At 70.8% G+C, this 23,793-nt stretch carries 26 protein-coding genes, 1 pseudogene and 1 riboswitch; of the genes and pseudogenes, 15 read left to right on the forward strand and 12 right to left on the reverse strand.

Going from position 1 to position 23,793, the window contains the following annotated elements; genetic code table 11:
* Window positions 1-72 precede the first annotated feature (72 nt).
* Window positions 73-205, reverse strand: a riboswitch (FMN riboswitch).
* 131 nt (window positions 206-336) lie between these two features.
* A complete protein-coding gene (locus ATL45_RS04410; RefSeq protein WP_246025163.1) occupies window positions 337-1,557 on the forward strand; it encodes an MFS transporter in 1,221 nt (406 codons plus the stop codon).
* Between the two features lie 84 nt (window positions 1,558-1,641).
* A complete protein-coding gene (locus ATL45_RS04415) occupies window positions 1,642-1,878 on the forward strand; it encodes a DUF3263 domain-containing protein (RefSeq protein ID WP_093151851.1) in 237 nt (78 codons plus the stop codon).
* Between the two features lie 98 nt (window positions 1,879-1,976).
* Here the strand turns inward: ATL45_RS04415 and ATL45_RS04420 are convergent, their stop codons facing one another.
* Window positions 1,977-2,867: a peptidoglycan recognition protein family protein gene (locus tag ATL45_RS04420; protein ID WP_093151853.1), complete on the reverse strand. Its 891-nt coding sequence runs from the start codon at window positions 2,865-2,867 to the stop codon at window positions 1,977-1,979.
* A 173-nt stretch (window positions 2,868-3,040) separates the two neighbouring features.
* Complete coding sequence (locus ATL45_RS04425) at window positions 3,041-3,772, reverse strand: mechanosensitive ion channel family protein (protein WP_246025164.1); 732 nt, start codon at window positions 3,770-3,772, stop codon at window positions 3,041-3,043.
* Between the two features lie 219 nt (window positions 3,773-3,991).
* Between ATL45_RS04425 and ATL45_RS04430 the strand changes: the two genes are divergently transcribed.
* The 5 genes from ATL45_RS04430 (at window position 3,992) to ATL45_RS04450 (ending at window position 8,841) form a co-directional block, all read left to right on the forward strand.
* The gene (locus ATL45_RS04430; RefSeq protein WP_177241967.1) at window positions 3,992-5,206 is read left to right on the forward strand and encodes a PucR family transcriptional regulator; all 1,215 of its coding nucleotides are present in this window, start codon (window positions 3,992-3,994) and stop codon (window positions 5,204-5,206) included.
* A gap of 195 nt (window positions 5,207-5,401) precedes the next feature.
* Complete coding sequence (locus ATL45_RS04435; RefSeq protein WP_093151862.1) at window positions 5,402-6,322, forward strand: ACP S-malonyltransferase; 921 nt, start codon at window positions 5,402-5,404, stop codon at window positions 6,320-6,322.
* A complete protein-coding gene (locus ATL45_RS04440) occupies window positions 6,319-7,299 on the forward strand; it encodes a beta-ketoacyl-ACP synthase III (protein ID WP_093151865.1) in 981 nt (326 codons plus the stop codon). The genes ATL45_RS04435 and ATL45_RS04440 overlap by 4 nt, the downstream gene beginning before the upstream one ends.
* A gap of 61 nt (window positions 7,300-7,360) precedes the next feature.
* Window positions 7,361-7,600 (forward strand): acyl carrier protein, encoded by a 240-nt coding sequence (locus ATL45_RS04445; protein ID WP_093151868.1) that lies wholly within the window; start codon window positions 7,361-7,363, stop codon window positions 7,598-7,600.
* On the forward strand, window positions 7,597-8,841 hold the full coding sequence (locus ATL45_RS04450) for a beta-ketoacyl-[acyl-carrier-protein] synthase family protein (RefSeq protein WP_093151870.1): 1,245 nt from the start codon (window positions 7,597-7,599) through the stop codon (window positions 8,839-8,841). The genes ATL45_RS04445 and ATL45_RS04450 overlap by 4 nt, the downstream gene beginning before the upstream one ends.
* A gap of 179 nt (window positions 8,842-9,020) precedes the next feature.
* Here ATL45_RS04450 and ATL45_RS04455 read toward each other — a convergent pair whose 3' ends face one another.
* Window positions 9,021-9,860, reverse strand: coding sequence for an NAD(P)H-binding protein (locus ATL45_RS04455; protein ID WP_093151873.1), 840 nt, complete (start codon window positions 9,858-9,860; stop codon window positions 9,021-9,023).
* 354 nt (window positions 9,861-10,214) lie between these two features.
* On the opposite strand from ATL45_RS04455, the pseudogene ATL45_RS04460 reads away from it, so the two are divergent.
* Window positions 10,215-11,135, forward strand: a pseudogene (locus ATL45_RS04460) (AraC family transcriptional regulator); the annotation flags it as partial.
* 18 nt (window positions 11,136-11,153) lie between these two features.
* Here the strand turns inward: ATL45_RS04460 and ATL45_RS04465 are convergent.
* Window positions 11,154-11,735 carry a hypothetical protein gene (locus ATL45_RS04465; RefSeq protein ID WP_143121617.1) on the reverse strand — a complete coding sequence of 194 codons (582 nt, stop codon included), beginning with the start codon at window positions 11,733-11,735 and terminating at the stop codon, window positions 11,154-11,156.
* A gap of 49 nt (window positions 11,736-11,784) precedes the next feature.
* A complete protein-coding gene (locus ATL45_RS04470) occupies window positions 11,785-12,261 on the reverse strand; it encodes a DUF3145 domain-containing protein (RefSeq protein WP_170210483.1) in 477 nt (158 codons plus the stop codon).
* A 417-nt stretch (window positions 12,262-12,678) separates the two neighbouring features.
* Between ATL45_RS04470 and ATL45_RS04475 the strand changes: the two genes are divergently transcribed.
* A complete protein-coding gene (locus ATL45_RS04475) occupies window positions 12,679-13,917 on the forward strand; it encodes a hypothetical protein (RefSeq protein ID WP_093151884.1) in 1,239 nt (412 codons plus the stop codon).
* Window positions 13,918-13,964: 47 nt separating this feature from the next.
* On the opposite strand, the gene ATL45_RS04480 is transcribed toward ATL45_RS04475, so the two are convergent.
* The 3 genes from ATL45_RS04480 to ATL45_RS04490 form a co-directional block, all read right to left on the reverse strand.
* Entirely contained in the window at window positions 13,965-14,576 is a 612-nt protein-coding gene (locus tag ATL45_RS04480; protein WP_211841176.1) for a hypothetical protein, read from the reverse strand.
* Window positions 14,577-14,728: 152 nt separating this feature from the next.
* Window positions 14,729-15,763, reverse strand: coding sequence for a PQQ-binding-like beta-propeller repeat protein (locus ATL45_RS04485; protein ID WP_177241968.1), 1,035 nt, complete (start codon window positions 15,761-15,763; stop codon window positions 14,729-14,731).
* Entirely contained in the window at window positions 15,760-16,302 is a 543-nt protein-coding gene (locus ATL45_RS04490) for a SigE family RNA polymerase sigma factor (protein ID WP_235863493.1), read from the reverse strand. The genes ATL45_RS04485 and ATL45_RS04490 overlap by 4 nt, the downstream gene beginning before the upstream one ends.
* Window positions 16,303-16,528: 226 nt before the next feature.
* Between ATL45_RS04490 and ATL45_RS40350 the strand changes: the two genes are divergently transcribed.
* From ATL45_RS40350 to ATL45_RS04505, 4 genes are all read left to right on the forward strand, one after another.
* The gene (locus ATL45_RS40350) at window positions 16,529-16,753 is read left to right on the forward strand and encodes a hypothetical protein (RefSeq protein ID WP_093151889.1); all 225 of its coding nucleotides are present in this window, start codon (window positions 16,529-16,531) and stop codon (window positions 16,751-16,753) included.
* Between the two features lie 200 nt (window positions 16,754-16,953).
* Window positions 16,954-17,085 carry a hypothetical protein gene (locus ATL45_RS39945; RefSeq protein WP_256258367.1) on the forward strand — a complete coding sequence of 44 codons (132 nt, stop codon included), beginning with the start codon at window positions 16,954-16,956 and terminating at the stop codon, window positions 17,083-17,085.
* A 440-nt stretch (window positions 17,086-17,525) separates the two neighbouring features.
* Window positions 17,526-19,667: a carbon starvation CstA family protein gene (locus tag ATL45_RS04500; protein WP_170210155.1), complete on the forward strand. Its 2,142-nt coding sequence runs from the start codon at window positions 17,526-17,528 to the stop codon at window positions 19,665-19,667.
* Window positions 19,664-19,870, forward strand: a complete 207-nt coding sequence (locus ATL45_RS04505) for a YbdD/YjiX family protein (protein ID WP_093151891.1) — start codon at window positions 19,664-19,666, stop codon at window positions 19,868-19,870. Before ATL45_RS04500 ends, ATL45_RS04505 begins: the two co-directional genes overlap by 4 nt.
* Before the next feature lie 44 nt (window positions 19,871-19,914).
* Here the strand turns inward: ATL45_RS04505 and ATL45_RS04510 are convergent, their stop codons facing one another.
* Entirely contained in the window at window positions 19,915-20,541 is a 627-nt protein-coding gene (locus ATL45_RS04510) for a LysE family translocator (RefSeq protein ID WP_093151894.1), read from the reverse strand.
* 223 nt (window positions 20,542-20,764) lie between these two features.
* On the opposite strand from ATL45_RS04510, the gene ATL45_RS04515 reads away from it, so the two are divergent.
* Window positions 20,765-21,463, forward strand: a complete 699-nt coding sequence (locus tag ATL45_RS04515) for a class I SAM-dependent DNA methyltransferase (protein ID WP_093151896.1) — start codon at window positions 20,765-20,767, stop codon at window positions 21,461-21,463.
* A 46-nt stretch (window positions 21,464-21,509) separates the two neighbouring features.
* Window positions 21,510-22,322: an LLM class F420-dependent oxidoreductase gene (locus tag ATL45_RS04520; protein ID WP_093151899.1), complete on the forward strand. Its 813-nt coding sequence runs from the start codon at window positions 21,510-21,512 to the stop codon at window positions 22,320-22,322.
* A gap of 33 nt (window positions 22,323-22,355) precedes the next feature.
* Here the strand turns inward: ATL45_RS04520 and ATL45_RS04525 are convergent, their stop codons facing one another.
* The 3 genes from ATL45_RS04525 to ATL45_RS04535 all read right to left on the reverse strand — a co-directional run bounded on the left by ATL45_RS04525 (window position 22,356) and on the right by ATL45_RS04535 (window position 23,772).
* Complete coding sequence (locus tag ATL45_RS04525) at window positions 22,356-22,811, reverse strand: VOC family protein (RefSeq protein ID WP_211841178.1); 456 nt, start codon at window positions 22,809-22,811, stop codon at window positions 22,356-22,358.
* Between the two features lie 167 nt (window positions 22,812-22,978).
* Window positions 22,979-23,389, reverse strand: a complete 411-nt coding sequence (locus tag ATL45_RS04530) for a DMT family transporter (protein ID WP_093151901.1) — start codon at window positions 23,387-23,389, stop codon at window positions 22,979-22,981.
* 62 nt (window positions 23,390-23,451) lie between these two features.
* Window positions 23,452-23,772 carry a DMT family transporter gene (locus ATL45_RS04535; protein WP_093151904.1) on the reverse strand — a complete coding sequence of 107 codons (321 nt, stop codon included), beginning with the start codon at window positions 23,770-23,772 and terminating at the stop codon, window positions 23,452-23,454.
* Between the last annotated feature and the right edge of the window lie 21 nt (window positions 23,773-23,793).

The following is a 23,793-nucleotide window of genomic DNA, read 5'->3' on the forward strand; positions in this document are numbered from 1 at the left end:
ACGTGCACACCGGGGTACGCGAGCAGCGCGAGGGCGCAGCCGGCTGTGGTTACAGCTCCGCCCTGGCCACCCGTGCGCTGCCTCTCATCCGGACTTTCACCGTCGGTACCGGAATTCCACCGGATCGGCCGACACCTCGTTGGGGAGGCGCCGGTTCGCGGACTTTCACCGCCGGTTCGGATTTTCACCGAGCCCCGGAGCGCACGACTTCGTTCGTTCTGCGCAACATCGTGCGCCTGTCGATCTGTTCCCGGGTGCGTACGTGTGCTGGATCACACCACTGGGCGGTGCGAAAAACGGTTGCGCGAGCGCCGGTGCGCGCTGGATCTTCCGCAGGTGACCGAACCTGCTGGACCACCTGCGCGCGGAATGAGCCGCCTCCTCGTCCTGCTGCTGTCGCTGACCTGCGGGATCAGCGTGGGCAACATCTACTTCCCGCAGGCGATCAGCCCGCTGGTCGCGGTCGGGCTCGACGTGCCGCCCGACGCCGCGGCGCTGGTCGCCACCGCCGTGCAGCTCGGTTACGCGGTCGGGATCTTCCTGCTGGTGCCGCTGGGCGACCGGGTGCCGTACCGACCGCTGATCGCGTGCTTGCTCGTCGCCACCGGACTGGGCCTGCTGACCGCCGCGATGGCTCCCGCGCTCCCGCCGCTCGTGGCCGCCAGCGCCCTGATCGGCACCACGACCGTGATCGCGCCGCTGGTCAGCCCGCTGGCCGCGGGGCTGGTCGGTGAGGAGCGGCGCGGCGCAGTCATCGGGATGCTGCTGAGCGGGTCGATCGGCGGGATGCTGCTGTCCCGCGCGTTCGGCGGCCTGCTCGGCGACTGGCTCGGCTGGCGCGCCCCGTACCTGGTGGCCGCCGTGCTCGTCCTGATCACCGCCGGGGTGCTGGCGTTCGCGGTGCCGCGCACGGCACCGCCGTCGGCGCAGCGCTACCCGGCGTTGCTCGGCGAATCGCTGCGGCTGCTGCGCACCGAACCCGAGCTGCGCCGTTCCTGCTTCTACCAGGCGATGGTGTTCGCCGGTTTCACCGCCGTCTGGACCGGCGTGGCACTGCTGCTCACCGGCCCGGCCTACCGGCTCGGGGCACCGGCGGTCGGGGCGCTCGCGGTGGTCGGCGCGGCGACCATGTTCTGCACCCCGATCGCCGGCCGGCAGGCCGATCGGCGGGGGCCGGACGCCGTCAACCTGGTGTGCATGATCGGCGCGATCGTCGCGGCCGCGGTCCTCGTCGTCGGTGCCTCCGGCGGGATCGCGGGGATGGTGGCGCTCGTGCTCGGCACGCTGCTGCTCGACGTCGCGATGCAGTCGGGCATGGTCGCCAACCAGGTGCGGATCTACGCGCTGCGCCCGGAGGTCCGCAGCAGGCTCAACACGGCCTACATGACCTGCGCGTTCCTCGGTGGCAGCGCCGGGTCGTGGCTCGGGGTGCGGGCTTTCGCGCAGTTCGGCTGGCCGGGCGTGTCCGGGCTGGTGGCGCTGCTGGCCGGGACGGCGCTGACCGGGCACCTGATCGCGATGCGGCGACTGCGATTCCGCGCGAAAGCGGCGGTGTGACCGACGCCCTCCGGACGGCCGATCGAACAGGCGTGCCCCCACCGGTAGACTCGATCAGCAGCTCGTCGAGGAGGGGGACGCCGGATGAACGACACCGATCACGCGATCCTCGCCTTCGAGCTCGAGCACTGGCAGTACCAGGGCAACAAGGAACGCGTCATCCAGGAGCGCTTCGGCTTCTCCCCGAACCGCTACTACCAGCGGCTGAACCGCCTGCTGGACGAACCCGAGGCCCTGAAGCAGCAGCCGGCCCTGGTCAAACGCCTGCTGGACCGCCGCGACGAACGCGCCGCCCGACGCCGCGCCCCGCGCGAATCCTGACGCTCCGCCGCCGAGAGCGCGTCGCAACCTGATCCTCCCGGAACGCCGGAGCCCCGCGACACCTGTGCGGTGGCGCGGGGCTCCGGGTTCTGCTGCCGCTACTGCTGAGCGCGCTCGGCGTACTGCTCCGGGGTGAGCTGGCGGTCCTGCTGGATGCGGACCAGCTCGGCCAGCAGCGGTGCCGCCTGGTCCGGTGGCAGCGCCTGGAACGCCTTCTTGATCGCCTCCGGGTCGCCCGCGCCTGTCTGCGGCGGGATCTCCGGCGCCTGCTCCTTGCCGATCACGGTGTTCACCAGGTCGACGAGCATCGCGACGATGGTGCGCGGCCCGACCTCGGTGTGCCAGCCCTGGATCTCGCCGTTCGGCCCGCGCGGGCCGAGCAGCTCGTGCTCCAGCCGCCGCAGGATCGCGTCCTGTTCCGGGTTCATCTGGTCCTCCTGGTCCTTGTTCCCGAGGTCGGCGCGGAACCGGTCCATGTCCACGTGGCCGGGGTCGATCTTGCCGGTGACGCTGGTCTCCTTGTGGCCGCGCGCGGCGTCCGCCGGACGGCCCAGGTGCTCGAGCACCGCGCGGGTCGCCTTCAGCGCCGCCGAGTACTGCTCCGGGCTCGGCCCCTGGTCGACGCCCTGGTAGTCCCACTCGAAGCCGACGTAGAGGGTGTTGCCGTCACCTCCCGGGTTCGGGCCGGACTCCTTCGCCTCGCCCGCGTGGTTCGCGCGGCCCGCCGCGATCACGTGCACCGTCCCGTCGAAGCCGATCACCGCGTGGCAGAGCGGACCGGCGAGGTCCGGACGGCCGTCGATGCACAGCTGGACGCTGGGCGCTGGGTTCTCATAAGACGCGGGCGTGGCGGTGTGGTGCTCGAGCACGCCGACCGGCGCGGGCTGCGGTCCCGAGGAGGCGGTGCGCTCCCGCCAGCCATCGGTTTCGACCACCGCCAGCCCGACCGCGCGCAACGCGTCCGCCAGCCAGACGAGGGGCAATGCCAACCTGATCACTCTCCTGGCTTGATCCGTTCCCTCATGGTGTCTCGATCGAATGCGGGCGACCACGGCCAAGTGCGTGAAAATGGTCGAGACCCACCCAACGGGTGAGCCTCGACCATCGAATGAGTTTTCCCTATTCGTGGTGCGCGGAGCCGTTCAGCGCGCCTTCCCGCTTTCTACAGCCCGCTGGTTCCGGTGTTCGGGGCGACCTGTTCCGTCGGCTCCGCGCCGTTCTTGGTGCCGTTGGGCGTGCTGAACTGCTTCTCCACGCCGGACAGCCACTTGCCCAATCGCTGCTGCATCGGCCCGATCAGGCCGCCGCCGACGCCCACCACGATCACGCCGCCGATGGTGGCCAGCACGGTGATCAGGATCGGAGTGGTCACGGTGAGCGCGATGCCCATCTGGTTCAGCGCGGCGATCACGCCGAGGGCCACGATGAAACCGAAGGTGATCTTGGCCAGCACGCCGCCCACCGGGCGGCCGCCGAGCGCGCCGCGTACCAGGTCGCCGACCACGCGGCCCACCGCGGCGGCCACCAGCACCAGCACGATCGCGACCAGCACGCGCGGCAGGAACAGGACGATCTGGTCGATCAGGTCCTTGACCGGGTTGGGGCCGAACGCGCCGAGCGCGAGCTGCAGGAAGATCAGCAGGATGAAGTAGTAGACGACCTTGATCAGCAGTCCGCCGAGGTCGACCTGCGTCTTGGCCGCCATGTCGGCCAGCCCGGCGCGCTTGAGCAGCCGGGTGAAGCCGAGCCGCACGAAGGCCACCTGGATTGCCTTCGAGACCGCCTTCGCGATCAGCCAGCCGATGAGCAGGACGACCAGGAACATGGCGAGCTTGGGAACGAATGTGGCGATGTTGGCCCACGCCTGTGCCAACCCCGTTTGCAAGGTATCCACGATTTCACCTCGGAAAAGCCTAAGGGAGACGTTTGATGGGTGATCGTTTCTGCTATTCGGCTGAGGAACAAACCGAAAGACCGCCTCGAACGGGCGATTTAGTTACTCGAATGGATTAAGACAAATCACACCGAGTCAACACCCGTGGGACTGTGAGCCCGCGCGCACCGCCGACCGGTGGCCGCACTGGGCTGATCGGCGGCGTGCGATTCTGACAGCATGAGTACCGAACGCGCAGGTGAGCGGGATAGCGGTGCGCAGCGGCAGATCTCCGCGCCCACGCTCCGCCGCCTGGAGCGCGCTTCGGGCGGGCTGGCCGGGTCGAGCGTCAGCGCGATGGAGCAGCGGCTGCCGTGGTTCCGCCGGATGCCCGCCGACCAGCGCGCCAGCGTGCTGCTGGTGACCCAGACCGGCGTGGCCAACTTCGTGGCCTGGCTGCAGGACCCGACCGAGGCGATCCGGTTGACCGCCGAGGCCTTCCGGGCCGCGCCGCGAGACCTGTCCCGCTGGGTCAGCCTCCGGCAGACCCTCGAACTGGTGCGGGTCGCCATCGACGTGTTCGAGCAGCAGCTCCCCGAACTGGCCGACGAGCAGCACGAACGCACCATGTTGACCGAGTCGATCCTGCGCTACACCCGCGAGATCGCCTTCGCCGCGGCGACCTCCTACGCGGCTGCCGCGGAGGCTCGCGGCGCGTGGGACGCGCGGCTGGAAGCGCTGGTGGTCGACGGGATCGTGCGCGGAGACGCCGAGGAATCCCTGCTGTCCCGCGCCGCGGCGCTGGGCTGGGAGCCCTCCTCGGAGGCGACCGTGCTGGTCGGCAACGCGCCGTCCGACGATCCGCCGACCATCGTCTACCAGGTGCGCAGCCGCGCCGCGCGGCTCGGCTGCCCGGTGCTGCTCGGTGTCCAGGGCACCAGGCTGGTGGTCGTCTTCGGCAGCTCCGGCGAGGAGCGCTCCGACGACGAAGCGGTGACGCGGCTGGCCGAGGCCTTCGACGAGGGTCCGGTCGTCGTCGGGCCGACCGTGTCGAACCTGGCCGAGGCGCACCGCTCGGCGGCGGACGCGATGTCCGCGCTGCGCGCCGTGGCGGCCTGGCCGACCGCGCCGCGCCCGGTCCCGGCCGGTGACCTGCTGCCCGAACGGGCGCTGGCCGGCGATCCGGAGGCCGAGCGGCAGCTGGTCGAGCGGATCGTGCTGCCGCTGGTGGACGCGGGCGGGTCGCTGATGGAGACCGTCGACACCTACCTGGAGGTCGGCGGCGTGCTGGAGAACTGCGCCCGCCAGCTCTACGTGCACCCGAACACCGTCCGGTACCGGCTGCGCAGGGTGGCGGAACTCACGGGCCGCACCCCGTCCAACGCGCGGGACGCGCACGTGCTGCGGGTGGGCCTGGCGGTCGGCAGGCTGGCCAAGGCGCGCGGCCTCTGGTGACACGGCGGTCGTGCCTGGTCCCAGGGCTTCACCGGTGGTCACCGATGAGTCACCGACCGGACACTGCCGACAACGAATCGCGGTCCGGACCAGCTGGGCTCAAGAACCGCTTGTAGACACCCCACAAGTTTGCGCGCCGGACTTCGTCCGTCTCGGCATCACTCCGATCGCACCACGCCGTGTTCAGTAGCAAGGGTGATCGCGCTTCTAGCTCCCGGACAGGGGTCGCAGACCCCGGGGATGTTCAACCCGTGGCTCGAACTGGACGGTGTCGCCGAGCGACTCGGCGCCTGGTCCGAACTGACCGGCCTGGACCTGCTCCGCCTCGGCACGACCGCCGAGGCCGAGGAGATCAAGGACACCGCGGTCACGCAGCCGCTGGTGGTCGCGCTGTCGCTGATCGCCGCCGAGGAGCTGCGCCGCCGCGTGACCGTGCCCGCGGGCACCCCGGTCGCCGGGCACTCCGTCGGCGAGCTGGCCGCGGCAGCGGTCGCGGGCGCGCTGAGCGCCGACGACGCGGTGGCGCTGGCCGCGGTCCGCGGCCGGGAGATGGCCGCGGCGTGCGCGCTGGAGCCCACCGGCATGTCCGCCGTGCTCGGCGGTGACGCCGCCGACGTCGTGACCTACCTCGAACACCTCGGGCTGGACCCGGCCAACCGCAACGGTGCAGGTCAGATCGTCGCAGCCGGACGGCTGCCCGCGCTGGAGCAGCTCGCCGCCGAACCGCCGGCCGGTGCTCGCGTCCGGCCGCTGCCGGTCGCCGGTGCCTTCCACACCCGCTTCATGGCACCCGCGCAGGAAGCCCTGGCCAAGCACGCCGAGCAGATCAGCACCACCGACGCCGAGCTGCCGCTGCTGTCCAACGCCGACGGCGCGGTGGTCACCGACGCCGCCGAGATCGTGCGCCGCCTGGTCTCCCAGGTGACCAGCCCGGTCCGCTGGGACAGCTGCATGGCGGGGCTGGCCGAGCGCGGTGTCGAGGCCGTCGTCGAGCTGCCGCCCGCGGGCACCCTCAGCGGCCTGGTGCGCCGCGAAGTCAAGGGCGTCAAGACCGTCGCTCTGAAGACCCCCGCCGACCTGGACAAGGTCGCCGAACTGCTCGGGAGCGACGAGTGACCAAGCCCCGCATCGCCCAGAACGCCACTCCGGCGGGCACCCGGCTGCTCGGTTTCGGCAGCACCCAGGGCAACCGGATCGTCACCAACGACGACCTGGCCAAGCTGGTGGACACCAACGACGAGTGGATCCGCCAGCGCGTCGGGATCATCCACCGCAGGCTCGGCGACGAGAGCCAGACCGTGGTGAGCATGGCGGTCGAGGCTGGCGCCAAGGCGGTGGCCGACGCGGGCCTGACGCCCGGCGACATCGACCAGGTGATCGTGGCCACCTGCACCATGCCGGGCGGCATCCCGAACGCCGCGGCCCAGGTCGCCGACCAGATCGGCATCAAGGCCCAGAGCGCCTTCGACGTCAACGCGGCCTGCGCCGGGTTCGTCTACGCGCTGTCGGTCGCCTCGGACGCGGTGCGCGCCGGTTCGGCCCGGAACGTGCTGGTCATCGGCTCCGAGCGGTTCCAGGAGTGGCTGGACTGGGAGGACCGCGGGAACTGCATCATCTTCGCCGACGGCGCGGGTGCGGCGGTCGTCGGTCCGGCCGAGGAGCCCGAGATCGGGCCCGGCGTGCTGGGCAGCGCGGGCGACCTGGTCGACACCATCTACCTGCGCGAGGGCAAGTACATCTACCAGGAGGGCCAGTCGGTCTTCCGGTGGGCGACCACCCAGATCGCCCCGGTCGCGGCCCGCGCGGTCGAGGCCGCCGGGCTGAAGCTGTCCGATGTGGACGTCCTGGTGCCGCACCAGGCGAACCTGCGGATCGTGGAGGCGATCGCCCGGAAGCTGCAGAGCCAGGGTGCGCGTGACGACCTCGTGGTCGCCCGTGACATCGTCTACTCCGGCAACACGTCGTCGGCATCCATCCCGCTGGCCATCGACCACATGCGAGGAGCCGGGGAGATCTCCAGCGGTGACGTGATGCTGCTCGTGGGCTTCGGAGCCGGGCTGTCGTACTCGGCCCAGGTCGCCGTCTGCCCCTGACCCCAGAACTGCCGCGGGCCGCACGCCCGCGGTGAGCAAGCAAGAACCAGGAAGGAACACCGTGTCCAACGAGGAAATCACCAAGGGTCTGGCCGGGATCGTCGAAGAGGTCGCCGGTGTCGACGCCGCCGACGTGACCGTCGACAAGTCCTTCGTCGACGACCTCGACATCGACTCCCTGTCCATGGTCGAGATCGCCGTGCAGGCCGAGGACAAGTTCGGCGTGAAGATCCCGGACGACGAGCTGGCCAACCTCAAGACCGTCGGTGATGCGGTGGACTACATCACCAAGAACGCATGACGACCGAAGTCGTCATCACCGGGCTGGGCGCGACGACGCCGCTGGGCGGCGACGTCGCGTCCACCTGGGACGGACTGCTGAACGGCGCCACCGGCATCAAGCGCCTGGAGGCGGAGTGGCTCGACCGCTTCGAGCTCCCCGCCAAGATCGGTGCGCCGCTGGCGGTGGAGCCCGCTGACGTCCTGCCGCGCGTGCAGCTGCGCCGGATGGACCGCTGCGAGGCGATCGCCGTCATCGCCGCCCGCGAGGCGTGGGCGGACGCCGGTTACGAGCTGCCGTCCGACGATTCCGAGCCGGTCGACCCGGATCGGCTCGGCGTGGCGCTGGGCACCGGCATCGGCGGTCCGCTGACCCTGCTGCAGCAGGACGACCTGCTGGAGTCCCAGGGGCTGCGGAAGGTCTCGCCGCTGACCGTGCCGATGCTGATGCCCAACGGCCCGGCCGCGATGGTCAGCCTGGACCTGCGGGCCCGCGCCGGGGTGCACTCCCCCGCGTCGGCCTGCGCGTCGGGTGCCGAAGGCCTGGCCAAGGGCTTCGAGATGATCCAGCAGGGGCACGCGGACGTCGTGGTGGCCGGTGGTGCGGAGGCCTGCATCCACCCGATCACCATCGCCGGCTTCGCCCAGGCCCGGACCCTGAGCACCCGCAACGACGACCCGGACCGGGCATCGCGCCCGTTCGACGTCGACCGCGACGGGTTCGTGATGGGCGAGGGTGCCGGCGTGATCGTGCTGGAGAGCGCCGAGCACGCCAAGGCGCGCGGCGCGCGGATCTACGCCCGGCTGGCGGGCACGGGCATCACGTCCGACGCCTACCACATCACCGGCAGCCACCCGGACGGTCGCGGCCAGGTCGGGGCGATGCGCAAGGCGCTGCTCAGCGGCGGCCTGGAGCCGTCGGACATCGGGCACGTCAACGCGCACGCGACCTCGACCGTGGTCGGTGACGTCGGCGAGGCCAACTCGGTGCGCCAGGCCATCGGCGACGGCGCCGTGGTGACCGCCCCGAAGGGCTCGCTCGGCCACCTGGTCGGCGGCGCCGGTGCGGTGGAGAGCATCGTGACGGTCCTCTCCCTGAAGCACGGTGTCATCCCGGCGACCCGGAACCTGGAGAAGCTGGACCCGAAGGTCGAGCTCGACGTGGTCGCCGACAAGCCGCGGCACGTGGAGCAGACCGCCGCGATCAACAACGCCTTCGGCTTCGGCGGGCACAACGTGGCCCTCGCCTTCGCCAAGGCCTGACCGCAGGCAACCGGAAAGCGGGCTGAGCGCGACTCAGCCCGCTTTCCACTTTTCACCGGCGTCTCGGGCACCCCCAGCCGCTCGACCGCCGTGCTCCCACACTCGCAGCGGAAGCTGTGAATCTCCGAAGCTCAAGATCGAAGCTTCCTTTGAAACCGCGATCCGACGGCGAACCTCCTTCAGGTGCGCGGATTCCAGATGCTGGTCGCAGCGGTGCGGCGGGCGTAGTCGGCGAAGTCGCGGGGCTCCCGGCCCAGCGCCCGGCGGACACCGTCGGTCAGGTGCGCGTTGCGGCCGTCGAGGATCTCGGTGAACAGGTGCTCCACCATCGACACCACCTCGGGCGGCACACCGTGCTCGGCCATCGCCGCCCGGTACTTCTCCGCCTCGATCGACGCGAACGCGACGTCCCGGCCGGTTGCGGCGGCGATCTCGCCGATCGCCTCGGCGAAGGTGAGCAGCCGCGGCCCGGTCACCTCGTACACCTGCCCCGCGTGCCCCTCCTCGGTCAGCGCGGCCACGGCGACGTCGGCGATGTCGTCGGCATCGACGAACGGCTCGCCCACCGCACCGACCGGCAGCGCGACCTCGCCCGCGCGCACCGCTTCCACCAGGAAGTCCTCGCTGAAGTTCTGCTGGAACCAGGCCGCTCGCACGACCGTCCACTCCGCACCGGACGCCCGGACGGCCGCCTCGGCCCGCTGCGCACCGGCCTCCCCGCGGCCGGACAGCAGCACCACCCGCCGGACTCCGCTGCGCACCGCCAGCTCGGTGAACTCCCGGACCACCTCGGCGGCGCCCGGAACGGCCAGATCCGGCTGGTAGGACAGGTACACCGCGTCGGTGCCCGCCAGCACCGCCGGCCAGGTGGCGGGCTCGGTCCAGTCGAACGGCGGCGTCGCCGAGCGGGAACCGGCCCGGACCGGCCACCCCGCGATCGAGAGGCGCTCGAGGACGCGGCGACCGGTCCGTCCGGTAGCGCCGAGGACGAGCACTGGCTTCTGTTCGTTGGCTGACATGCCCCCAGTCAATCCGAGCTCGACTGGACGCCCCATAGCCGAGAAACCACATCCCATAATCGATCGTCCAACCACGACACCGCTCTCCGCGACCGGCCCGAAGTCTCCGCGACCGGCCCGAAGTCTCCGCGACCGGCCCGAAGTCTCCGCGACCGGCCCGAAGTCTCCGCGACCGGCCCGAAGTCTCCGCGATTTCAATGGAAATCGGACGTCCGATTTCCATTGAAATCGCGTAGGTCGTCGGCGTGTCGGGCCCTGACACGCCGATCAGATCCGCAACTTCCATTGAAATCGGACATCCAATTTCAATGGAAGTTGCGGATCGCCCCGCCCGACACGGCATAGGCTCGCGCCGTGGACACCCTGGCCGGATTGCTGGACGGACCGCGGGCTCGCGGCGCCTTCTTGCTCCGCTCGATCCTGGAACCGCCCTGGTCGCTGCGCATTCAGGACCGCGCCCCGCTGACTCTGGTCGCGGTGGTGCGCGGATCCGCCTGGGTGCTGCCGGACGGCGGCGAACCGGCGCTGCTGGAGCCCGGCGACGTCGCGGTGGTGCGCGGCCCGGGCCACTACACCGTCGCCGACGATCCGGGCACCCCGTGGCAGGTCGTGATCCACCCGGGCCAGCGCTGCACCAGCCCGAACGGCACGCCGCTCGACGGGCTGTCCGACCTCGGCGTCCGCACCTGGGGCACCGGGCGCGCGGGCACGACGACGCTGCTCACCGGCACCTACCAGGTGGTCGGCGAGGTCAGCGACCGAGTGCTCACCGAACTGCCGGAACTCGCCGTGGTCCGGCACGAATCGCTGGACGCGCCGCTGATCGACCTTCTCGCCGCGGAGATCGGCAAGAACGTGCCGGGCCAGGAAACCGTGCTGGACCGGCTGCTCGACCTGCTGCTCATCGCCGCGCTGCGGGCCTGGTTCGCAGGCTCTCCGGATCGCACTCCGGCCTGGTACAGCGCGCAGTGCGACGAAGTCGTCGGCCAGGCCCTGCAGCTGATCCACGACACCCCGGCCGAGCAGTGGACCGTCGCCGGGCTGGCCGCGAGCTGCGGGCTGTCCCGCGCCGGTTTCGCGCGGCGGTTCACCGAGGTGGTCGGCGAGCCGCCGATGACGTACCTGACGTCCTGGCGGCTGGCGCTGGCCGCCGACCTGCTGCGGGAATCCGACGCGACGATCGGCGCGGTCGCCCGCCAGGTCGGCTACGGCAGCGCGTTCGCGCTCAGCAACGCTTTCAAGCGGCGCTTCGGCATCAGCCCGCAGGAGTACCGGCGGCACGACCAGCCGGAGTCACTCCTGGCAGGCGGCGCGCAGGGCGCTGTTCGGCAGCTTGCTGGTGTCCAGGCGCAGTGAGCGGCCCGAGTCGGTGATGACCATCGGGTACACCAGGTTCCACTCCAGGCACCGGTACGGCATGTCCGGGGGCGCGTCCTCCGGGGACTGGTGGCTCTTGAAGGTCAGCATCGCCAGCAGCGACCCGTCCGGGCCGGGATCGATCCGGTGCACCTTCATGTCGAGGTCGTCGGTGGTCCCGTAGGCCTGGTTCCACTTGGCCTCGGGCAGCTCGTCCCACTTGCTCTCGACCACTGTGGACTTCCACAGGTCGTAGTCGCGGTCGTTGATCGACCGGAAGTGGTTGTCCAGCAGCACCATGACCGCCTGCTGGTCGGGATGCCCGACAGCGCCCGGCGTGTACTCCACGCCGCCGGGGCTGGTCATCGACACGACCTCGTCCGTCGACTGGAACTTCGCCGTCGAGCTGGACCGCTCCGGCCCGCCGTAGAAGTTCTCGGCGAGCACCACGCCGCCACCGGCACCGGCCAGCAGCACGACGATCGAGACCGGCAGACCCCACTTCACCCAGGAACGCACGGCATCAAGCTTCGCACATGCCGATCAGCACCACGGGCGGTTCCGCGGCTCAGCCGACGCGGTGCAGCCAGGTGACCGGAGCGCCGTCCCCGGCGCGGCGGAACGGTTCGAGCGCGTCGTCCCACGCCGCGCCCAGCAGCTGGTCCACCCGGTGCGCGAACGCCTCCGGCCCCTTGGCGTTGGCCGCGAGGGTGCGCAACTGGTCCTCGCTGACCACGATGTCGCCGTTGGCGCTGGTGCAGGCGCGCCACAGGCCCAGGCCGGGAGCGTGGCAGAACCGCTGCCCGTCCTCCCCGGGACTGGGGTCCTCGGTGACTTCGAAGCGCAGCATCGGCCACGCGCGCAGCGCGGTGACCAAGCGTGCGCCGGTACCCGGCTCGCCTGTCCAGTTGCACTCCGCGCGGAGTTGCCCTGGGGCTGCCGGTTGGGCCGTCCAGCGGAGTTCCGTCCGGATGCCGAGTGCGCCAGAGATCGCCCACTCGACGTGCGGGCAGACCGCAGACGGCGACGAGTGGACGTAGACCACACCAGCGGTGTGGCCACGGTCGCTGCCACGGGTGCTCACTGCTGACCTCCGCTGTTCGACGAGGGACGTCTTCCCCTACGACCTCGCGAACACGACGATCAACAGATGCGGCGCCATTCTGCATCGCACGTCGCGCGCTCCGCCACCAGAACGCCGCATCCCGCCACCGGTCCGCGACGTCCCGGGTTGCGGACCACCGATCGGCGGTCACTGCTCCGATCAGGCGAAATCGCAGATCCCAGGGGTTGTCGCGAGTTCGGGCATCGCCCGACAGCAGCACAGGAACAGCGTCGAGCGAGTGGCGGATACCACTCGATCGGACGAATATTGGATCTCTTCCACAACGCCGGGGCGACCCGACTAACGTCAGGGCTCGAACAGGTGCGCGCTCACCGGGCTGCTGAACGGGAGGTCCTCATGCGACTGGTGCGGCTCGGTGCGGACCCGGCCAAGGTCGGCGCCGACATCCGGGCGGCCATCTCCGCGTGGGGAGCCGGTCCGTCGGTGCTGGGCGGGGTCGCCGTGTTCGGCTGCCGCCCGCCGGGTGCTCCCCGCCCGCTGGACGCGGTGATCGTGCTGCCGCGCGGCGTCGTCGTGGTGCTCGGCGTGGACCTGCCGGAACCGGCGCTGAAGGTGGAAGCCCCGCTGCGGACCCCGTGGACGGTGGACGGCTGGCCGATGGTGCGCGCCGAAGGTGCGGTCAACCCGGGGCTGGAGGGGCTCGAATCCGCCGCGGCGCTGGCGCGCAGCCTGCAGTCCCGCGGGCTGGAGCCGCTGCCGGTCGCCGCCGTCGTGGTCGTCGGCCCCTACGCCGGGCAGGTCACCCAGCCCACGACCGACCTGCACCGCGGGGTCCGGGTCGTCTCGCCGAACACCACGGCGATCCTCGCCGCCGCCCGCGAGCTGGCCACCTACGAGCGGTCCTGCCCGGTCGAACCCGCGCAGCAGCTGCTGCATGTGCTCGACGAGGACTGCAGGCTCAGCGCCGCCGACCTGGTCGAGGAGGGCTTCCCGGAATCGGGCGACACCGACCTGGCCACGGCGGACACGATGCTGATCCCGAAGTTCACCGAGCCGTCGGCAGTCCGCCGGTTGTCCCGCCGCACCGGGCTGATCGCGGCCGCCGCGGTGCTGGTCGTGGTGTGCGCCGCGCTGATCACCTGGCTGTCCGCGGACGGCCCGTCCGCCGACCCGCCTGCTGCTGCGCCGGTCCAGCGGGTCGACGGCGTGGAGTTCGCGCAGCGGGTGACCGACCGCGCGCAGACCTGCGGACCGCACTCCTTCGGCGACGTCCAGCGCTGGTTCGAGCAGCGGCCCTGCCGGAACCTGACGCGCGCGGTGTTCGAGACGCAGGTGTCCGGTCGGCCGGCGGCGGTGTCGATCGCGATCGTCGAGCTGCCGGACGAGCAGGCGGCGCGGGAACTCCGGGAGCTGGCCGACGCGGCGGGCACCGGCGGGGTCACCGACCTGGTGGCCGAGGGCCGGGGCTGGCCGGGCGGGCCGGACGGCTTCGACGACGCTGCCCAGGTCGTGCAGCAGAGCGGGAACGAGGTCCGGATCGCCCAGACCGTCTGGCGGCACCGCGCCTCCGCCCCGGACGACGTGAGCCTGCGCGCGCTGGCCGAACGCGCCCTGCGCCTGGCCCCGCGCGCCTGACCAGCATCACCCCGCGAGTTGTCGATTTCGCACGAAATTGACGCGGGCTAAGGGTGTTCGGGTTCTCGGCTTGGTTCCTGCGGTTTTGCCTGTTCGGGGATGCTCGCGGCGGGGAAGACGCGGCGCGGCGGTTTCGTGAAGTACGGCCTGCCCAGCCGGTCCAGGAAGAATCCCGGCGCGAACAGCGGCACCACCGCGGACAGCGCGGCTGCGGTCACGCCCGCGCGCAGCACGTCGCGCGGCAGCAGGACCGCTCGCCGGTCGACGAACCGGCTGCTGGTCAGCGCCGCCAGCCACAGCACGACCACGAAGGACACCATCGTCGTCACGGCCAGCAGCATCGCGGGCTGGTAGCCGAGGCGTTCCGCGCCGATCATCACCGCGATCCAGCCGAGCAGCGCGGGGAGCTGACCGCGCTCGGTGGTCGCCGCCCACAGCAGCCCGCCGAGCACCGCCAGGCCACCGCCACCGCTCTGCCACACCTCCGACAGGCGCTCGGACCACTCGCCGGTGGTCAGGCCGAGACGCGACGCGAAGTGGGCAAGGACGTCCAGCGCGCTCGGCCTGTCCCGCGAGACCAGGAGCTGCCCGAGGATCCAGCCCAGCGCCCACAGCGACACCGCGAACGCCAGCACCTGCTGCCACCGGGGACGATCCATCGCTGCTCGGTACAACCGCGCCAGTTCCCGTTGTCGCGCTTGCACATCCACCCCTGTCGTCGATGTCGGCGGCGGTACCGATAGTCGGTCAGCGGCGGATGGGAGGACTGGGATTGGTCAGATCAGGGGCGTGTCCGGATCGCGGAGCGTGATCAGCTCCAGAAGGTGCCCGGGCCGGTCGCGCAGATCCCGTCGCCGGTGCAGGCGGGTGGCAGCGGGCGCACCGCGGAGCCGTCGACCAGCCACTGTCCGCGGCCGCCGGTGGAGATCAGGAACCTGCCCAGCGGATCCGCGGACATCCGGACGGTGCCGACGGCCAGCTCCGGTGTCCGGAAGGGCACCCCGGCACCGATCTTGCGACCGCTCTCCGCGGCGTAGGTGGCCACCCGCGCCTGCCCGGCACCGCAGGCCGGTGGCTCCAGCGCGGCTATGTCGCGACCGGACCAGGTGATCGCCACCGGGCCGCAGTCGTCGGACTCCGCTTCGACGCGCCCGGCCAGCGATGTCGCATCGCGGGCGAGCACCAGCACCGACGCCTGGTCGCGGCCCGGCTCGGCCGCCAGCAGCGCCAGCTGGCCGTCGTCGGACAGCGCGAGGTCGTCCACCCGCATCCCGGCCGGGAGCGCGATGCGCTGCTGCTGCCCACCGCGCAGCAGGACGACGGAATCGGCGTCCCGGTAGGCGATCCGGCCGCCGCCGGCGGCCAGCAGCCGGAGGTCGCCGGCCGGCCCCGGCAGCACCTGCTGAGCGCCGTCGGCCGCGATCTCGACGAGCTGCCTCCCGTCCGCTGTGGACGTCGCCGCCAGCACTCGGTTCCGGTCGGTGGTCAGCACCTCCGGGTCCGCGCCGGGGACGTCGGCGAGCACGCCGTTCTGCTGCCCGGAGAAGATGTCGAAGGAGGCGATCACACCGGGTTCGAGCGTCGCCAGGTAGCTGTTGGGCTGCGCGCTGACCGGAGTGGGCTGCTGCTGACCGGGCATCACCACCAACGCCACGACCAGCGCTACCGCCGCCACCGCCACCGCGCCGATCGCGGCGAACAGCGGGCGCCGCCGGGGCGCCTTCTTCCGCCGGCTTCCCGCCAGCAGCTTGGGCAGCGCGTCAGGGCTCGGCTCGACGTCGTCCACCATCCGGTGCAGCTGCGCGCGCACCATCTCCACGTCCCACGTGCTGTTGCCGTCCTTCACACCCGCTCCCCCAGCAGCTCGGACAGTCGCGAGATCCCCCGCGAGCAGTACGACTTCACCGCCCCCTGGCTGCATCCCATCACCTCGGCGGTGCGGATTTCGCTGAGGTCGGCGTAGTAGCGCAGCACCACGGCCTCCCGCTGCCTGCGCGGCAGCTTCGCGAGCGCGACCTTGAGCACCGCTCGGTCGACGCCGCGGCCGGTGTCGTCGGGCTGGCTGTCCTCGGTGGCCAGCTTGGGCTGGTACTTCTTGGCCACCATCCGCCGCCGCAGCATCGAGCGGGCCCGGTTGAGCACCGCCTGCCGGAGGAACGCCAGCGCCTTGTCGGGATCGCGCAGCCTGGTGCGCGAGTCGAACACCCGCACGTAGGCGTCCTGCACGATGTCCTCCGCGGCGGCCCGGTCGTCCACCAGCAGAACGGCGATGCGCAGCAGCTGCTTGTAGTGCTCCTGGTAGAGGTCGGTGAGCTTGCTCGTCAGTTCATCCATGGCCGCCAGCCCGTCGCCCGGCCAGGCGGTCACGGGCAATGCGATCGACACCGTCACATCTCTGCACGACGCGCAAGACCCCCTCCGTGGTTGCGGCCGGATTTCACTCGTTATCGATCGGTGCCACCCAGCCGGCGGCGGAGTTTACCGATCCAGTCCACGAAGATCATCTCTTGGCGCTTTTTGCGCAGGTACCCGCACCCGGATGGATCACGCCGGCTCGGCCGCGCCGCACTACCGTCTACCGCAGCCGGCCCAAGAGCCCGGGGAGGGCAGGATGCAGTTCGGCGTCGCCGCGTTCATCACCGACGAGGGCATCGGTCCGGCCGATCTCGGCCGCGCGCTGGAGGAGCGGGATCTCGACGCGCTGTTCGCCGCCGACCACACGCACATCCCGGCGAGCCTGAGTCCTACGCCGCGGCAGGCGTCGACCGGCCCCTGTTCCTGCTGCCCGACCTCGACCGCGACGAACCCTGGCGAGCTCGCCACCCGCCTGCGCTGAGCGCGTATTGCCCGCAACATTCCACCGCGAGCCGTGGCGATCTCGATGCCGAAAGGCTGTACGGCGTCCGTCTCCGAAGGCAGTGCGGTCTGCCCGCGGCTGTGCCCCCGCAGCCCTTGTCGCACCGCTGACCGGGGACGACGGTGTAAAGCCCCGGACTGGGCAGCGGAATCGACTGGTGGGACACCGGCCTGCTGCAGATGATCTACAACGACCTCGACAACCTGCAGATCTCGTGCCCAGGGCACAACCAGATCAAAGGCGATGATGCCGCTTTCGACGCGCACATGGCGATGCGCTTGTCCGCCGTCCTCAATCCCCACGGCAACTGATCGGCTGCTCAGCGCGAGCACGAAGGTCACTCGCTTCAGCACCGGCTGAGCGGAGGGCCATCGGGCCGATTTCCTTCCGCTCCGCGACCGAGGAACGCCGGGCCAGCTCGACCCGCCGCAGACCGGTCCCGCCGCAACAGCACCTGCGGGCCATAGCAGCCGACGAGTGCCCTCGGTCCGCCCCCGCGGCGTCAGGTAGCCGCTGCGCAGCGCCTTCTCCGGACGATCACCTCGTGCTCACCAGGTCGCCCCCCTGCGCTGAGCGCGTCTTACATCCTGGTTACTTCCCGGCCACGGGCTGGACATTCCGCAGTTGCGCGCCGATCCTCGTCTCTGCTGCGCACGTGTCGTCTCGCGCAGTTCGCAACCCGCAGGAATGGAGTCCGAGGACGGTGTCAACGAACACGGCGCCGAGCGGTGGGACAGCTCGGAAACGCAAGATGACTCCCAAGGAGATCGCCATCTGGGTGCTGGTGGCGATCGTCGGCGCGGTCGCCTGGGGCGTCATCGCGCTCGGCCGCGGCGAGGAGATCTCCGCGGCCTGGCTGGTCTTCGCGGCCCTGGCGTCTTACGCCATCGGTTACCGCTTCTATGCGCGCTTCCTCACCTACAAGGTGCTCAAGGCCGATGACACCCGCGCGACTCCGGCCGAGCGGCTGAACAACGGCACCGACTTCCAGCCCACCGACCGCCGGGTGCTGTTCGGGCACCACTTCGCCGCGATCGCCGGGGCCGGACCGCTGGTCGGCCCGGTGCTGGCCGCGCAGATGGGTTACCTGCCGGGCACCATCTGGATCATCGTCGGCGTCATCTTCGCAGGTGCGGTGCAGGACATGGTGGTGCTGTTCTTCTCCACCCGCCGCAACGGCCGCAGCCTCGGGCAGATGGCCCGCGAGGAGATCGGTCCGGTGGGCGGCGTCGCGGCGCTGATCGCGGTGCTGGCCATCATGATCATCCTGCTGGCGGTGCTGGCGCTGGTCGTGGTCGGCGCGCTGAAGGGTTCGCCGTGGGGCACCTTCTCCATCGGCATGACCATCCCGATCGCCCTGTTCATGGGCTTCTACCTGCGATACCTGCGGCCGGGCAAGATCGTCGAGACCTCGGTCATCGGCGTGGCGCTGCTGATGCTGAGCATCGTCGCGGGCAGCTGGGTGGCCAACTCCGCGCTGGCCGGGTTCTTCACCCTCTCCGGCAACCAGCTGACCTTCGCGCTGATCATCTACGGCTTCATCGCCTCGGTGCTGCCGGTGTGGATGCTGCTGGCGCCGCGCGACTACCTGAGCACGTTCATGAAGGTCGGCGTCGTGGTGATGCTGGCGGTCTCGCTGCTGATCGCGCTGCCGGTGATGAAGACGCAGGCGATCACCGAGTTCGCGCTCAACGGCCAGGGCCCGGTGTTCTCCGGTTCGCTGTTCCCGTTCGTGTTCATCACGATCGCCTGCGGTGCGCTCTCCGGCTTCCACGCGCTGGTTTCCTCGGGCACCACGCCGAAGATGCTGGAGAAGGAGTCGCAGGTCCGCGTCATCGGCTACGGCGGCATGCTCACCGAGTCGTTCGTGGCGATCATGGCGCTGGCCGCGGCGTGCATCATCGACCCCGGCCTGTACTTCGCGATGAACATGCCCGCGACCGCGCTCGGCGACACGCTGGAGTCGGCGTCGCAGGCGGTGGCCGGCATCGGCTTCCAGATCACGCCGGAGCAGCTCGCGGCGGCCGCGGCCTCCGTGGAGGAGGAAACGCTGGTCGGCCGCAGCGGCGGCGCACCCACCCTGGCCGTCGGCCTGGCAGAGGTGTTCTCGCAGGTGCTCGGCGGGGACGCGATGAAGGCGTTCTGGTACCACTTCGCGGTGATGTTCGAGGCGCTGTTCATCCTGACCACTGTGGACGCCGGTACCCGCGTCGGCCGGTTCATGCTGCAGGACACCGTGGGCAACGTCTGGAAGCGCTTCGGCGACGTGAGCTGGAAGCCGGGCAACTGGATCGCCAGCGCGGTGATCGTCGGCGCCTGGGGCTACTTCCTGTGGGCCGGCGTGAACGACCCGCTGGGCGGCATCAACCAGCTGTTCCCGCTGTTCGGCATCGCCAACCAGCTGCTGGCGGCGGTGGCGCTGGCGGTGGCGACCACGCTGTTGATCAAGTCGGGCCGGGCCAAGTACGCCTGGGTGACCTTGATCCCGCTGGCCTGGGACGTGGCGGTGACGCTGACGGCGAGCTGGCAGAAGATCTTCTCCGCGGACCCGTCGATCGGCTTCTTCGCCCAGCGCGCGGCCTACCAGGCGGCGCTGGCCGCGGGCGAGACGAGCAAGGGCACCGCGCACAGCGTGGAGGACATGCAGCGGGTCGTGGTCAACTCCACGGTCACCGGCGTGCTGAGCATCCTGTTCGCGGTGCTGATCGTGATCGTGCTGGTGGACGCGGTCCGCGTCTGGATCAAGGCGCTGCGGACCACCGAACCGCTGCCCAGCACCGAGGCCCCGTACGTCGAGTCGAAGCTGTTCGCCCCGTCCGGCCTGGTCCCGACGGCCGAGGAGCGCCGCATCCAGAAGGAACTGGAAGCGGAGAAGGCCGGAGCGAGCACGTGACGACGACGGTCCTGACCAGGCTGCGCGGCACCGCCCGCGCGGCCTGGCAGATCGTGCGCGGTGTGGTCGGCGAGAACGCCTACGAGCGCTACCTCGCCCACCACCACCGCAACCACCCGGGCGAAGAACCGCTGGGAGAGCGGGAGTTCTGGCGCCGCCACGTCGACAGCCAGGACGCCCGCCCGGGCTCCCGCTGCTGCTGAGGCGGAACTGCTGAGGGGCACTCGCGAGTGCCCCTCAGCTCGTTCTACCGGAGGTCTTCGGTGGCCAGGCGCAGGGCCAGGCCGCCGAAGAGGACACCGGCGGCTCTGTCCAGCCAGCGCTGGATCCCGGGCCGGCGGACCAGGAGGTTCGACAGGCCTCCGGAAGCCAGGCCGACCGCGGCGTCCACGCAGATCCCCACCGCGAGCAGCACGCCGCCGAGGGCCAGCAGCTGCACCGGGACCGGCCAGGCCGCGTCGGTCGAGACGAACTGCGGGACGAACGCCAGGTAGAACAGGATCACCTTGGGGTTGGAGACGTTGGTCAGCACCGCCAGGGCGTAGATCCGGCCCATCGACCTCGACGGCGCTGCGCGCACGTCCGGCAGCACCGATGAGCGCAACGACTGGACCGCCAGGTAGAGCAGGAACGCGATCCCGGCGATCCGGACCACTTCCAGCGCGGCGGGCACCGCCTGGAATACGGCGGTCAGGCCGAGCGCGGCTGCGACGGTGTGCACGAGCACGCCGGTGGACATGCCGACCGCGGCCACCACTCCGCCGCGCGGCCCGGAGGAGATTCCGTTGGCCAGGATGAACATCATGTCCGGGCCCGGCACCAGCGAGATCACCGCTGCCGCGCCGATGAACGCCAACACGATTCCGAGATCCACGTCAGTCCCCGATCCGCTGGGCCGACGATGAGGTTCGCGTCAGTTGGGGCTTCCTTTCCAGCACCGGCACCCGAGGTGCCGCCATCCCGACTTGGGATGCCCCGGAAGCGTACGACTCGCAGCACCGCGCGCATCCCGATTTTCGCCGCCCGTCCCGGGAGCGGACCGGCGCCGGGCGGAAAACCGGTTTCGGGGTGGTGCGCCCGGCTGGATAATCCGGGGAATGGAGTTCAGTGGGTTTGACTCGCGCGGGTACCGGACCGTTGATGTGCGCACCGGCTACGGGGAGTGGGTCGGCAAGTACGAGGACACCGTCGAGGACGTCATGGACCTCGCGCTGCTGGAGCGGTTGCGGGAGCCGGAGTGGAGCACCGTCGGACGGGCCGCCGATCTCGGCTGCGGGACCGGGCGGACCGGGCAGTGGTTGCGAGGCAAGGGAGTTCCGGCGATCGACGGTGTCGACCTGACCCCGGAGATGCTGGCGCTCGCCGAGCGGCGCGGGGCGCACGACAGCCTCACCGAGGCCGACGTCACCAGCACCGGGCTGGACGCGGGCACCTACGACCTGGTGATCTCCTCGCTGGTGGACGAGCACCTCGACGACCTGGCGCCCTTCTACCGGGAGGCGTGGCGGATCGCCGCGCCGAAGGCCGCGTTCGTGCTGGTCGCGTTCCACCCGCACTTCATCATGACCTCCGGCATGCCCACGCACTTCACCAACGACGCCGGGGAGTCGGTGGCGATCACCACCAACGTGCACCTGATCAGCGACCACGTCACCGCCGCTGTGGCGGCCGGCTGGCGGCTGGCCGAGCTGCACGAGGGCCTGATCGACGACGCCTGGCTCGCGGTGAAGCCCAAGTGGGCCCGCTTCCGCAACCACCCGATCTCCGCCGCCTACGTCTGGCGCAAGGACGGCTGAGGCCCTGCCCCGGGAATGGTTGCTCGGGGCGGGGCGTTCCCCGGGAATGGCCATCTCACTCGGCAAGCTCGGAGTCTGGCAGATCTTCACGGAGCTGAACCCGGATCTGGCGGTGGAGCTCGAAGGGCTCGGCTACGGGACCATTTGGATCGGCGGCGCACCCGGGGATCTCCGCCTCGCCGAACAGCTGCTCGACGCCACCCGCGAGATCACCGTCGCCACCGGCATCGTGAACATCTGGAAGTACGACGCGACGACCGTCGCCGATGCGTTCCACCGGGTCGACGCCAAGCACCCGGGCCGCTTCGTGCTGGGCATCGGCGCCGGTCACCGCGAGATGAACGACGACTACCGGAAGCCGTACCAGGCGCTGGTCGACTACCTCGACGCGCTGGACGCCGCGGGCGTCCCGCAGTCGCAGCGGGTGCTCGCCGCTCTCGGCCCGAAGGTGCTCGAACTCGCGCGCGACCGCGCGGCCGGTGCGCACCCGTACCTGACCACGCCCGAGCACACCCGGCACGCCGGGGAGATCCTCGGCGACGCGCTGCTCGCACCGGAGCAGAAGGTCGTCGTCGACACCGACCCGCAGCGCGCTCGGGAGGCCGGTCGCGACATCGTCGGCAGGTACCTGCAGCTGTCCAACTACACCCGCAACCTGCGGCGCCACGGATTCACCGCGGAAGACGTCACGCCGCCGGGAACCGACCGGCTCGTCGACGCACTGGCCCTGCACGGGGCACCGGAGCAGATCGCCGAAGGCATCGGTGCGCATCTCCGGTCGGGCGCCGACCACGTGGCGATCCAGGTCCTCGGCGACCTGCTGCCCGGCTACCGCGCCTTGGCCGCGGCGCTCCGCTGAGGCCGTTCTGCCCTGCCGGCGGGGCAGGACTCGTCAGGTGCGGGGCCGGTGAGCCCGGACGTCCACCGGGCGTCCGTCGGGATCGCGAGCGGTCATCGTCCACTGCGCGGGCAGTTCCTCGATCTGCCCCACCTGCCACCCGGCATCCACGATCCGTTCGCGGACCTCGCGCAGCTGCGCGAGCGTCGCCACCCGCAGGCCCCAGCCCGCTTGGTCCAGGGGATCGAGTTCGGTGCTGGGAGCGGTGTCGGTTTCGACGATCATCAGGTGGTCGGCGCCGCCGACGTCGAGGACCGCGATCCGCGGATCGGTGGAGGTGGCGGCGCGCCCGAAGGCGAACGTCGCTCCGAGCAGCTCCGTGTAGTAGCCGACGAGCCGGTCGAGATCGGTCGTGGACAGGGTCAGGTGGTTGATTCCGAGGAGATCGGGCATGATCTCCCGACCGTACCGCAGCCACCGGGCCCAGCGGCCGAATTCTCCGAGCGCCAACGGATTCCTGCTTCCTGGGCCGCTGAGTCCGATGTGGACTTCGCGACGCCGGGAACGGTTCCGCGACCACGTCCGGCCCGAGCCGGCCTTTCTCCGGCATTCACCGGAACGAACGGCCGGAGCCGCGAGATCGACCCGGGGGGATCTCGCGGCTCCGGCCGCGGTCATCAGGCATTCTCGGCCTGCGGTCGCTTGAGGCTGTCGGAGAGCTTGAGCCAGACGACACCGGCGATGATCACTGTCAGCCAGAGGGCCTTGACCGGTGTGAATGTCTCGTCGAAGAAGACCGGCCCCAGCAGTGCGGCTCCAACTGCGCCGATCCCGGCCCAGACGGCGTAACCGATGCCCACGTCGATGGTGCGCAGGGCGAGGCTGAGGGCGAAGAGCGTCAGGAGGAAGAAGACGACCGCCACGACCGAGTAGGAGAGCACGGTGAATCCCTGGCTGCCTCCAACGGCGAGGGCGTAGCCGATCTCGAAGACTCCGGCCAGGAGGAGCATGAGCCAGGCACGGGTCCGGCTGCGGGCGGTGGCGGTGGCGGTCGGGGCGGCGACGCTGGCGGTGGCGGTGGCAGTCATGGGAGTTCCTTCTTCGTGATCGATTACGGCGAGCTGCTTCGGTGCGTGGGTGTCCCGGGCCATCACGCCGCTCCGCTGAGCTGGAGGCCGACGACGCCGACGATGACGGCGGCGATGCCGAGGAGCTTGCGCCAGTCGAGTCGCTGGCCGAACAGGAGCGCGCCGAGGACGACGATCCCGACACCGGCCGCGGAGGTCCAGATCGCGTAGCCGACGCCGACGTCGAAGGTCAGCAGGGCCAGGCTGAGGAAGTAGGTGGCGATGCCACCGCTGACCAGCGTGGCCGCGGTCCAGACGGGCTTGGTGAAGCCTTGGGCCTTGCCCGCGGCGATGGCGACGGAGATCTCGAAGGCGACGGCGACGGCGAGGTAGAACCACTGCATGACGAATGTCCTTTCGGTGAA

This window comes from Saccharopolyspora antimicrobica (assembly GCF_003635025.1).
GTDB lineage: Bacteria > Actinomycetota > Actinomycetes > Mycobacteriales > Pseudonocardiaceae > Saccharopolyspora > Saccharopolyspora antimicrobica.